Origin of the sequence: Synechocystis sp. LEGE 06083, from assembly GCF_015207725.1 — a bacterium.
GTDB classification, from domain to species: Bacteria; Cyanobacteriota; Cyanobacteriia; order Cyanobacteriales; family Microcystaceae; genus Synechocystis; species Synechocystis salina.
Genome location: NZ_JADEWJ010000007.1, coordinates 20,837 through 32,433 on the forward strand (window position 1 = coordinate 20,837; position 11,597 = coordinate 32,433).

At 47.4% G+C, this 11,597-nt stretch carries 9 protein-coding genes, 1 tRNA gene and 1 pseudogene; 3 read left to right on the top strand and 8 right to left on the bottom strand.

Features of this window, described 5'->3' with window-relative positions:
* Positions 1-23 precede the first annotated feature (23 nt).
* On the top strand, positions 24-827 hold the full coding sequence (locus IQ219_RS01130; RefSeq protein WP_194071441.1) for a C40 family peptidase: 804 nt from the start codon (positions 24-26) through the stop codon (positions 825-827).
* A gap of 64 nt (positions 828-891) precedes the next feature.
* On the opposite strand, the gene IQ219_RS01135 is transcribed toward IQ219_RS01130, so the two are convergent.
* From IQ219_RS01135 to IQ219_RS01145, 3 genes are all read right to left on the bottom strand, one after another.
* A complete protein-coding gene (locus IQ219_RS01135; protein ID WP_194071442.1) occupies positions 892-2,694 on the bottom strand; it encodes a hypothetical protein in 1,803 nt (600 codons plus the stop codon).
* Positions 2,695-3,226: 532 nt separating this feature from the next.
* Complete coding sequence (locus tag IQ219_RS01140) at positions 3,227-3,640, bottom strand: hypothetical protein (protein WP_190597464.1); 414 nt, start codon at positions 3,638-3,640, stop codon at positions 3,227-3,229.
* Positions 3,641-3,700: 60 nt separating this feature from the next.
* Positions 3,701-4,345 (bottom strand): GUN4 domain-containing protein, encoded by a 645-nt coding sequence (locus IQ219_RS01145; protein ID WP_190597466.1) that lies wholly within the window; start codon positions 4,343-4,345, stop codon positions 3,701-3,703.
* Between the two features lie 188 nt (positions 4,346-4,533).
* Between IQ219_RS01145 and pyrB the strand changes: the two genes are divergently transcribed.
* Positions 4,534-5,532: an aspartate carbamoyltransferase gene (pyrB, locus tag IQ219_RS01150; protein WP_190597574.1), complete on the top strand. Its 999-nt coding sequence runs from the start codon at positions 4,534-4,536 to the stop codon at positions 5,530-5,532.
* A gap of 42 nt (positions 5,533-5,574) precedes the next feature.
* Here the strand turns inward: pyrB and IQ219_RS01155 are convergent.
* A pseudogene (locus IQ219_RS01155) lies at positions 5,575-5,787 on the bottom strand (ABC transporter ATP-binding protein); the annotation flags it as partial.
* A 42-nt stretch (positions 5,788-5,829) separates the two neighbouring features.
* Positions 5,830-8,655: a cyclic nucleotide-binding domain-containing protein gene (locus tag IQ219_RS01160; RefSeq protein ID WP_194071443.1), complete on the bottom strand. Its 2,826-nt coding sequence runs from the start codon at positions 8,653-8,655 to the stop codon at positions 5,830-5,832.
* Positions 8,656-8,780: 125 nt separating this feature from the next.
* Here IQ219_RS01160 and IQ219_RS01165 point away from each other — a divergent pair, with 125 nt between their 5' ends.
* Positions 8,781-9,071, top strand: coding sequence for a hypothetical protein (locus tag IQ219_RS01165; RefSeq protein WP_194071444.1), 291 nt, complete (start codon positions 8,781-8,783; stop codon positions 9,069-9,071).
* A gap of 115 nt (positions 9,072-9,186) precedes the next feature.
* Here the strand turns inward: IQ219_RS01165 and IQ219_RS01170 are convergent.
* The 3 genes from IQ219_RS01170 to IQ219_RS01180 form a co-directional block, all read right to left on the bottom strand.
* Positions 9,187-9,276: transfer RNA gene (locus IQ219_RS01170), tRNA-Ser, on the bottom strand.
* 147 nt (positions 9,277-9,423) lie between these two features.
* Positions 9,424-10,323 (bottom strand): DUF1838 domain-containing protein, encoded by a 900-nt coding sequence (locus IQ219_RS01175; RefSeq protein ID WP_347338251.1) that lies wholly within the window; start codon positions 10,321-10,323, stop codon positions 9,424-9,426.
* A gap of 41 nt (positions 10,324-10,364) precedes the next feature.
* A partial coding sequence (locus IQ219_RS01180) for a glycosyltransferase family 2 protein (RefSeq protein WP_194071445.1) occupies positions 10,365-11,597 on the bottom strand: 1,233 nt, incomplete at its 5' end.

The window sequence follows — 11,597 nt, forward strand, 5'->3', positions numbered from 1 at the left end:
CTGGGGAAGATGCAAACAGATTTATGACGGGCGAGCAGCAGTTCACATTACCGGCATCCCCCACGGGGCAATTCATTTGCCAACAGGATTTAAACCTCTACGACGGTCCCGATCGCCAAGAACTGGCCACCCAAGCAAAGCAAGGGCGCTATTTGCGTTTAACAGGGAAGATTGAACAGTCAGCGGTGTTGGCGGAACAAGCGGAAGATGGTTACCAAGGTTGGTTAGCGGAGGACGATTTACGGAGTTTGACCCCGGCCTTTAGTGTTTATCAGGCCGTAACAGCAACCAGAGCCGAAATTGAACAGCTCATTCCCCAGGTAATTGATTATTTATTGGCAGCGAAGCAAAGGGAAAATTATTATCTTTGGGGAGGTAACGTTGGCCCCAACTATGACTGTTCCGGTTTAATGCAAGCCGCTTTTGCTAGTCAGGGTATTTGGTTGCCCAGGGATTCCTATCAACAAGCTGCCTTTTGCCAAACAATTGTTGATGTGCACCCCCAACGGCGATCGGATAGTTTGGATGCTGAAAAGGTAGCGGCGATCGCCAGAGAATTTTTACCGGGGGATTTGATTTTTTTCGGCAACCGACGGGTAGACCACGTAGGGTTATACCTGGGGGAAGGAAAATATATCCACAGTTCCGGCCAAACCCATGGCCGCAACGGTATTGGCATGGATTCCCTGACGGATTTAACCGACCCCATTAGCCATAAATATTTTCAAAAATGGTGGTTCGGCGGCCGGGTGGTGAAAAGTTTCAATCCCGTTGAAGATTATCTTGCTAACACAGACATTGCAGTTGATACTGGATTACTGAAGTGAACTTTGTCAATATATGTACTATTTTCAGGGGGGTAAATCTTTAAATTGGCAATTGCGGGGGACATTAACCTCCTGCCGCAAAGGCCGGGCCTTCATAGGCGAAAGGATAATGGCCAGCAACTATCGAAGCGGATTCCGCAGGGCCCGCAAATAGGTAGGTACCGGAAAGCTCATTGTTTTGGAAGCGGTTGAAATTGGTCATACCACCAGCTACGCCTCCAAAATAGGTGTAAAAGGCAATTCCTTCTTCAACAAAATTGGGATAGTTTTGACGAATGGAAACAGCTTCTTCTGTGCCACTAAAAAGGTAGGTTCCTTCCCGACCAGGACTGGTATTACGGAAACGGTAGAGAGGTTGCAGTAATGGATCGGTCTGACTGGTCGCAACTTGGAAAGCAAGTCCCTCTTCAACGAAATTGCGATAGTTTTGGCGAATAGAAACGGCTTCCTGCTCCCCGACATAAAGATAGGTTCCAGGCCTATCAGTGTTTTGAAAACGAATCAGGGTGGTTGTTAATTTGTCCCGAAGCCCATTGTCTGGCCCAATATAGGTTTGATAGATTTCCCAGTCGTTACCGTCGTAACCAGTCCAAGCAACAATCTCATCGGATACCTGGGGATAGCGATCATCACGGTTATTATTGGTTACCTGACGGGTGCTATTACCGTCATAGTACATAATCTCGTAATCAATGCCATCCCAACGTTCCCAAACCACCTTGTTCCCGAATAACTTGGGATTTGAGTCGAATTCTCCACCGAGTTTAGTATTCGACAGATTAATCACCGTTGTACCATCATAAAACATGATTGTAGTGGCGGCATCTTCATTTGAACCTTCCTGCCAAACTGTGTTGCGGCCTGATACTTGTAAGTCTCGAATAGGTGAAGCACTAGAAATTTGAGTTGTTTGACTTGTGTTTATATCATAAATATGAACTCCAGAAAATCCATTATTTTCATCAAAACTGCTAATACCCCAGCCAAGTTCGTTGTACCCCAAAGTTGTCCAAGCTATAATTTGTTCCGATACCACAGGGGAACTATTGAAGAAAGGACTATTAGTTAGTTGTACAGTACGTTCTCCGTTGTACCAGTAAATTTGGGCGTGGTGAATTTGAGGATTATCACCCAACCAATACCAATTACCACTTGACCAAACAATGTTGCTGCCATATATGCGTGGGCTGTGGTTAAAAAAGCTACGGGATTCTGGAAGGTCACTTAAGGCAATTGTTGTAAGGCCATCATAGAAAAAGATGTGAGCATCTTCTCCCTGGCCATTTTGCCAAACAACTTTTCCATCATAGACTTGGGGATTATTACCACCTACGTAATGACTCGGTAATAACTGAGGCGTATGCCAGCCAGTCTTATAAAGACTAATTCCATTGCCAAGATAACCATGATCCCAAACTACACTGTCACCATTTATTTGTGGATTACCTCCATAAAAATCAAGTGATCGAGGTATAAAGCTATCGAATAAATAAATGCCGTGGTCGCTTTCCCAAGTAATTTTGTTGCCGGAAACCTTTAGTTTGTCACCATTGTTATCGGTGTCATTGGAATATCGGCCAGAAACCAATGGGTCAAATAGGGAATTAACACCATCGTCAAAATTATTATTTGTAATTTGAACAATATCAAAACTACTCTGCTCGATCACCGTTGGTTGACCGTCAAGAGTTACTATTGCCCAGTCATTTTCCGACTGCAAGCGCAGAATATCTAAGTCAGAGAGGGGTTGCCCCATCACCACCGCCGCAAAATATTTCCCCTCATCCCCCGGAGTGTCCTCATGATTTAACTGACTGTCCAGATAGTGACCATACTCCTCCAGAAAAACCTGGGTGAGGGTGAACACATTGCCCTGGGCTAATAATTCTTCGGATAGATATAAGGTATTAGCGCTGGCCGCAAATGCCCCCTGGGCATCGTTGATCTGAGCCGCTGGCACAAATCTTAACGTTGGTAAAGAGAGGAACTGTCCCAATTTCCACCCGTCAAGAAGACGGTCAAAAGAAACTTGATCACCAAAAACTTCCTGCAGTAGAACCTCGCTATTGCCAAGGGAAGCAAAGGACTGTAGGTAGTTTAAAGCTGAGGTTAGGATTGGTTGCCAATTATTGATAGCCATAAGAGCAAAGTTCCCTTACTGAAAAGTATGGAATTAATCGTTTCCCAAGTATTGGTGTTAGGTTAACCAGCCGTTCCTCAAGAGAGACTTATACTCTTCCACAATCTCCAAGGCCAAAATGGGGCAAACTGGGCATCTATAAAGACTCCCATACCCATAGCTTATGTTAATCCGTAGCAAAAAAAATTGGCAGTCAAAATTAATATTTTGTAAAATTTACACTAAATTTACACTGTTTAACTCTATGAATAGATAGCCATTATGAGATAATTGTTTCGGGATTTTTAATTCTCTGTTCCAGTTCATCAATGGTTTTCAGTAGCAACCTTTTAGCTTGTAATTTCCAGCCCCACTGTTGAATTTTGATTGCTATGGGTAAGGCGATCGCCGGAGCCAGAAAATCCAAGGGTTGTTGCAAGGAAATACCGAACAGTAAGCCCAAGCCCGCAATGCCCCAAAAAGGTAGGGCCGCTGTTTGGCGGTTATCTTCCACTAAGCGGGGGAGAAAGCCCTGGGGCATAATGGCCAGCACCTCTGCTTTTAACTCCTGTTGTTGTTTGTAGTTAAGGGACAAAGCCATTTTGCGACGGATTTTTTCGATTTTGCGGGCTTCACTGCTATATTCCGTCAGTTCGTCCTCCGCCATCCGCACATAGGTTTCTAAATTTGCCATGGGCTTACCTGTTACCTTGCTGAATTAATTGCTCAAGATTCTTCTGCAGAGAGATTTTCCCTAGGAGCCAAAGGGAGTAAAGCGCACTGGAGCAGTGGGTACCTGTCCCGATTGACAGGACTGGAATCTACCCATAAGGGCAGTGTATTCTAAACGGCCACCATTAATTTGGTACTCATCCCTGGGGCTGGGCAGATGGCCCACCGGAGCGTTGATGGTAAAGTCCAAATTTTTCTTAAAAATGACCCATTGATTATCCTTACGCCAGCCGATGCGATCACCAAATTGATCATAGGACTCCGGTGACATCAATCTACCAGGGCGATTTCCCGTGGCCAAAAACGCTTCCAATTGGGGGGTGAAGCCAAAACGATTCTTGGAATGTTCTAACCACAACTGGTCAATGGTTTTCAAGTCTTGGCAGGGAATTTGCTCAATGGTGTCGGTGGTTAACCAACCCTGCAGAGTGCGATTAGCGGCGCTCAACAGCAGACGGCGGGTAATTTCATTGGCCTGGTTAAACTGCTGGGCCGCTAAGGCCGTTTCCAGAGGCTGAAAATTTAGTTCCACCTTGGGAATTGGGGTGGCAGTATTATTTTGGGGAGCCGGGGGCATGAACTGGGCCCTAACCAATGGGGCCGTTGTCACCAAGCTTCCTAATAGAACTGTCGCGGCAAGTTTCAGCAAATGGGTTGCAGTGGTCATATTCAAAGGCAGTCAAATTAGGGCAAAAGCTAAACAGCGTCGGCGCATTTCAGAATACCACGGACTTTTAGCTAAATACATGGGAACGTTCCCCCCTAGTGTAGCGGGGAAAAGACTTGCGTTAACTGGCGATCGCCGCCAAGATGGATCGCTGGGTAGCAGTGCCTGCCCCATATCCATTTAAGGCAATGACCATGGTGGCCAGTTGGACTCGAAACCACATTTTAGACCTAACCGATTGGCGGGGCGAAGAATTAGATATTGTGCTACAGACCGCCACCACTTTCCAGCAAGTATTAAAAGGACAAACCAAAAAAGTACCAGCCCTCCAGGGGCAGGTGGTCACTAACCTTTTTTTTGAGCCATCCACCCGCACCCGCAGTAGCTTTGAGCTGGCCGCCAAACGCCTCTCCGCCGATGTAATGAATTTTGCCCCCGGCAGTTCCTCCCTCACCAAAGGGGAGACCATTTTAGACACCGCCAAAACCTACCTTGCCATGGGGTCTGATATTTTTGTTATCCGCCACCAACAGGCAGGGGTGCCCCATTTTATTGCTTCCCAAATGGACCGGCTCCAAACCGGTGTCAAGGTACTCAATGCCGGGGATGGACAACATGAGCACCCTTCCCAGGGGTTGCTAGACTTATTTACCATTTGCTCCCAATTTGCGCCGGACAATCCTGCCATTCAATGCCTGCAGGGAAAAAAGATTGCTGTGGTGGGGGACATCTTGCATTCCCGGGTGGCCCGTTCTAACCTGTGGAGCTTGACCACCGCTGGGGCCGACGTGCATTTAGCAGGACCTCCCACCCTATTGCCGAAGGAATTTCAACAATTAACCCTAGCGCCGGGATCGGGGAAACTCCATTGTCATTGGCAATTACAGCCAGCCTTGGAAGGGGCCGATATGGTTATGACTTTGCGGTTACAAAAAGAACGAATGACGGCCCATCTTTTGCCCAGTTTGCGGGAATATCACCATTATTTCGGTATTACCCACGATCGCCTGAAGGTGTGTCAACCGGGGGTGAAAGTGTTGCATCCGGGGCCCGTGAACCGGGGAGTAGAAATTAGTTCAGAATTGATGGATGACCCGGAAATTAGCCTAATTCAGGACCAGGTTACCAGTGGAGTGGCAATCCGCATGGCCCTGCTCTATTTGCTGGGCACTGTTCAGGAAGGATAGAGCAAGGGTAAATTCTAGCCTTAGATTGCTCAACACCGCTCACTAATGATGGTTAAAATATCGCTCCAGAAAATCCAAGGCATGGTTTATTAAATCGTAATATTCTTGAGTTTCTCGCATGGCATGGCGATCGCGGGGATGGGGAAAAGACACCTTTAAAATCTCACCAATGGTGGCATTGGGACCATTAGTCATTAATACAATGCGATCGGCCATATAAATTGCCTCATCCACATCATGGGTAATCATCATCACTGCCTGGCGATCGCCTTTAATTCCGAATATTCCTCAGGGAGATTAAAATACTTGGACAGAACGCACAAATCTTTGCAATTGACGACTTTCTAATTCCAAAACTCGCCGAGCAAAATCAGGATCATGGTCGAGTAAATCGTCAAACTGGTCTACGGAAATGGCTAAAATCCTCGTACTTCTACTGTCAGCAATGATAGTATTTTCTGATTTACTGTGGGCTAAAACTTCTAGTTCATCTAATGTTTGCCCAGGATGTAATTGCTCAATTCGAACTCCAGTCTCCGTTTGGTAGTGAACATTAGCATCCCCTTCGATTAACAACAGTAATTCTCGACAGGTATCCCCCGCTTCGGTGATCACGTCTCCTTTGTTATAGGTCCTCACTTCAGCCCGCTCTGCTAGGGCAATGAGAGTTTCACTTTGCATACGGTGGAAGAAATCACTATTAAATAAATAAACTACTTTTTCTAGGTCAGGAAATTCAGTTAAAGGGGGATTTTTTGTTGATGTTGATTGCCAAGTGAGGAAGTGATCTAGAGTGTATTGAACTAGATGGGAATTAAACTGATGGCCATAATTAATGCCAATGGTTTGACTACGTTGGGGTGCTAATTGGGTCAACATATAAAGGGCAGCGGCTTGGACCATGGGATTTTGATCCTGGAGCAGAACTTCTAAGTAGGGCAAAATAGTTTCTGGAGAAAGTTCCAACGAACAGGACAAAGGGTTTTCCCCCGGTTCAGTCAAACATTGACGTATTTCTGCCGGTAGGCGATCACCCCAATGTTCCTGCTCTAAAAGTTCACTTAAAACCGTTGGGGAAGCCTGTTGTAAAGATTGTGCTAGGGGCAAAGATGCCGGGGCAGATTGCAGTTGCTCTAGGGTTTGTAGAACTGAGCGGACAATTAATTCTTTTTTGTGGCTAATGTTTTCCTGTAACAGGGTTAATACTGCCTTATGTTCCTGGAGGATGGGTTGATTAAGGGCACGGTAACAGTCAATTAATTCCGGCAATTGGGCCAGTAAAAATTCTGCTTTTTTTATGCTACTAGTTTCATCGGAAAAACCACTTAAAATCCATTCTTCTTCTTGGGGCGTAATGGAATATTGACGGCGCAGGGAACGAATGGCAGCGGAATCCTGTAATGATGTCGGCTCAAAGGTGTTGAAACTTGCCTGTTTTTGTTGTAGCAACAATAGGCGTTCCAGGGATTTACGATAACCAGTCAGGCGTATTTGGTTCTCCAGGGTTCTTTGGCGATCGGGGTTGAGCAATGCTGGATCTTCAATGCCCAATTCTTCGAGCACTAAACGGTGTTCATCGTCCGAAATACCCAATTCCTGGCGCATTTGTTGTAGAACCTCCAAGCTACTGGAGTAATTCACATAACCCTCTTCTAATGCTTCACGGACCACCCCTTTATAGGCCTGATGGCGTTTTTCCCGGGTAAAGCCGGGCAGAACCTTTGCCAGCACATAAACTTCATGGGTATTGAGGTCGCTTAATGTCCGCCCTTCTAGAAATTGTGAAACGTTGACCTGCAGTTTTTCCAATTGCTTGCGGAAACGGTTAGCCAAGTTTTCCCGGGAATATAAATCGGCACTGCGTCGCCAGGTTTTGTACAACCAAAGGGTACTTAGGGTTACCAATCCTATATCGTACAGATACTGCACTGCCAGGGGAAGAAATTGTATTAATGGCCTGCCGGCAAAAATAAAGAAAAAGTTGAAAATCGCAAAGGTACAAACGGTAAAAATACGATGGCGGATAATATCTATATTTAAACTGTTTTGTTGCTGCCGATTATGGGCTTTAATTCGTTTTTCTAACCATCTTCCAGCACCATAGGCAATGGCGGTACACGCCCCTAATACTAATGGCACTGCCACTATTTTAGGAATATTAATAGCTTGGTCAAATAGGTAAAATCCGGGTGATAGTAAAGAATTAAGCTGATCCGTTTGCCTTGACCATACTCCAGAAAAGTAATAGTTCCAATTGCCAGCGTAAAGATAATAATAGACAAAATAACCTATGACTAAACCGACGTAGCCATAGCGCAGAAATGCCGTTTCCGGTTGATTTAAACCGTTCCAGTAGGTGCGCTCCGCATCAATGTCAATGCAGGGATTTTGACAGGCTACGCAAGCACTCTGCTCTTTGCCATCCGGCAGTACTGTGCGGCACATGGATTGGGTAATGAGTTCTTCACTGGTGTGGGCTTTGCTGGCCAACAATCCCCCCGGTTCGCCGTAAATACTCTGCACTGGGGCCATGGGGCAAAAATATTGACACCAGGATTTGCCGCCATACAGGTAACCGACGGTGATAGCCATGGCCACTGTGAATAATAGCCAACCCCCTAGCATCAGGCGATCGCCATTAAAAAAGAGGATGCGCCCACATAGGCCGATGAACAACCAACTAAATTGCACATAGGCATAGTTCCGACCGAGCCAGGAATTGCGGTCCACTTTGGCCAGTTCGTAGCGCACTTTGCCGGTCTTTTTATTTTCCCGTTTGAATTGCCGTTGCCATCCCAAAGCCCGAGGAATTTGGGAGAGGAAAGAAAGGGGACAAATCCGTCGCCACAGTTCATGGCCGAACACTAGCAGGATAAAAATGGCCGCTGGCACGATTGCCCCCCAAAACAGGGTTGTGCCCAGGGCGTAGGGTTGCTCCGCTAAACATTCCCCTTGGACTTCAATGCATTGATTCGACAACCGCAGTGGGCTCCAGGGATGGTCCGCAGTGGTGAGGGCAGATGTCCAGGGGTCATAGAATAGGGAGGCAATGACCAACAGCCAACCCCCAGTCAGTATCCACCGAATCCAGTGCATTCGCCGCTCTGACAGTTGTGCGAACATAGACAAATCCTTTTCTACTTGAGTTTTTATCTATTGTGCACTCAATGCTACCCCGTATTGCCATTGGTTTTCGTCTGGGTTAAGTATCAAAATTGAACCAATCATGCCCACACTAGGCAAAAGGGATGATCAAATCAGCCATCAACCTAGCCCAACAATTCGGCGATCGCCTTGCCGCTTGTGACTATGGAAAAGCTTGGGATTTATTATCCCCGGAGCTTAAAAGGGAATATTCTCCCCAAACTTTACAAACGACGGTGGAAGAGATGATTAGCTATGGTTCTGGTCCCATCCAAAGGGCGATCGTGATGACGGAGTGGCAATACCCCGCCATGGAAAACGACGATGTGGTGTGGCTATACGTTGCCCTAGAGGGAGAAGATTTTGGAGAAGCCGTGACGGTGATTGTCCAATAGCAGGAGGAAAAACTCGCAATCCGTTGGTTAGAGTGGGGCAGACCTTGAAAAAGTAACGTCATCACCACCCTTGTCTTGAACCAACTAACTCAACTTTAATTAACCAGACAAAGAACGGAGAGAGAGGGATTCGAACCCTCGATGGAGCTATAAACCCCATAACTCCTTAGCAGGGAGCCGCTTTCAACCGCTCAGCCATCTCTCCAGAGTGACAGTTCCATATCATAGCAAACAATGACGTCTTCCGCCTTTTTCAACTGGTAATTTCCACTTTCTTTGGTGGGGCGGATAATTCGGAAACTCGACGTTGGTGTTGAAAAAATCCAATGTTGAATACTAAAACAGTGTCCGGTTACTGATTGCCGCCACTTTCTAAAAGTTGCCGGAATGAGCTCCAACTGGTTTCGTTGGGACGTTGGTCAGATAGGGATGGTGGCTTAACGTACTCTGGAAAGTTGTTGGCAATCTCTGTTTTCATTACTACCGACAAATCGTCGAAGCTGGCTAATTTACGTCCAGCGGTATGAAAATACAACAATCCAACCCGATCGCCCATTTCCATCCAAGGCAACCAGTTGGAAAGCCGCGCCCAACCGATGGAGGCCGGGGCTGAGGTCTGCCGGGGATTACTCAACTCATCCACACTACCAAAGAAATTGAACATTTCCGTGGCGTGATAGGTTCCCCCCACATAACGCTGAAACTCTCCACCCAAGGGATTAGGGTAAAACAGGGGCACGGTTACGTTTATCCACCATTGGTTTCCTCGCACGGTAATGTCTCTGGCGATCGGACTGCCGTCATTGTCCTTTAAGCGATAGCTAAAATTTACCGGATCGTTAGCCACATGAAAGACTTCCACTGTTTTGCCGGTCCAGGGATTTTCCCACTGACGTAACACCTCTCCGGTCACGGGATCTTTGTAGAGTAAAATCTCCCGACTCACCATGCGAAAATCCTCGTCATCATTGCCATCTGCTAGGGGGCCACATTGACGGATATTCATGCCCTCCACCAGAAAAAGTAAGCGGTCTGGTTCCCCTGGAATCCGACTATAGGTTTTGCCTTCCCACCAGTAGGTTATTGGTTGACCATCTTCCGTCGAGCAGAAAATTTTCCGCAGGGCCTGTAGTTGACCGGCCGGCTCCCTCAGTTCCAAGGCCTCGACCTTATTCTCTCCCATGCCGACTAGCAAAAGTACCAGGGATAGGGGAGAGAGGAGAGCAGCAGAAAACTTTGGCAGGTTGAACACAATGATCGGGCCCTAATAACAATCGAAAATTTGCTTGTTCCTTAGCTTTGCTTTAGCTCGAGGGCATCTTCCGTAGCAGCGCCGTGGACAGTTTTTACCCACTTGAGACGCTTTGGTCGGAAGGCCATGCGGGCGGTGACAGCGGGCATGATGATTAGCCAGTGGAACATGTAAATGGTACCACTAATGGTACGGACTAATAGGGCCGGGACTTGCCGCCAGGATGACTGTCCTTCTGCGGGGGTTAATCGTCGCAGTCCATGGTACATCCCCCAACAGGAAAAGCCGATCGCCAGATAACTGAGGGGAGTGAGCAGGGGAAAACGTCTTTGCCACAGGGCCATGAGTAAATCCGGTACGGCGGCGGTGGGCAAAAGATATTGCATCAACAAAAAGGAAAAGAGGTCTAATTTTTTCTTCCAGCCCAGGGGTTGGGTGCAAATCCAGCGCCAGTAATCCAGGTAACGCTGGTAACCCCCTTCCGCCCAGCGATTGCGTTGGTGCCAAAGAGCGATCGCCGTGGTAACCCCTTCTTCTTCCACCGGAGGATTGACCAAAATACCAACTTTCCATTGGTGGAGATGTAGGCGGATGGTCAAGTCTAGGTCATCGGTAATGGTTTGTTCATTCCAGCCACCTACCGCATCCAAGGCTTGGCGGGCCACAAATTGGCCATTCCCCCGCAGTTCCCCAATGCCGCCGGTAACAATTCTTTGTTCTTGGAAATAGGCATCCAGGGCCATTTCCGCCCCTTGGCCCCTGGTCCAAAAATTGACATCTTCATTGGCGATCGCCTTGCGTACCTGGAGGGCCCCAAAGGTGGGACTGGCAAAATAGGGCACCACCCGCCGCAGTAAATCCTTGGGCACATCGGCATCGGCATCAAATACCCCAATGATGTCCCCCTGGGTTTGGGCTAGGACTTCGTTTAAAGCTCCAGATTTACCCCCACTGGCCCCAGCGCCCCTTCTCAGCACTTGTAACTGGGGGTATTGCTGGCGTAGTTGATCAAGGATAACCGGAGTGCGATCAGTGCTGTTGTCGTCCACAATCCAAACTTCATGGCGATCGCCTGGATAATCCAAAGTGCATAACTGCCGGACAATTTTACTGATAACCGCTTCTTCATTTTTCGCAGCCACCATCAAACAAACCTGGGGATAATGCACTGCCGATTCTGCCCCAGTCACCATGGGGGGAGCCGCTTCGGGAGTTGCCTTCATTAACCTGAGGGCTTGCAAAGAGAGAGCACCGGTGAAGGCCCACACTAACCA

What these genes read in the sequence shown, in the direction of transcription:
- pyrB (WP_190597574.1), top strand. Translation starts at nt 4,534, where the DNA reads ATGACCATGGTGGCCAGTTGGACTCGAAACCACATTTTAGACCTAACC.
- IQ219_RS01130 (WP_194071441.1), top strand. Translation starts at nt 24, where the DNA reads ATGACGGGCGAGCAGCAGTTCACATTACCGGCATCCCCCACGGGGCAA.
- IQ219_RS01145 (WP_190597466.1), bottom strand. Translation starts at nt 4,345, where the DNA reads ATGACCACTGCAACCCATTTGCTGAAACTTGCCGCGACAGTTCTATTA.
- IQ219_RS01165 (WP_194071444.1), top strand. Translation starts at nt 8,781, where the DNA reads ATGATCAAATCAGCCATCAACCTAGCCCAACAATTCGGCGATCGCCTT.
- IQ219_RS01140 (WP_190597464.1), bottom strand. Translation starts at nt 3,640, where the DNA reads ATGGCAAATTTAGAAACCTATGTGCGGATGGCGGAGGACGAACTGACG.
- IQ219_RS01160 (WP_194071443.1), bottom strand. Translation starts at nt 8,655, where the DNA reads ATGTTCGCACAACTGTCAGAGCGGCGAATGCACTGGATTCGGTGGATA.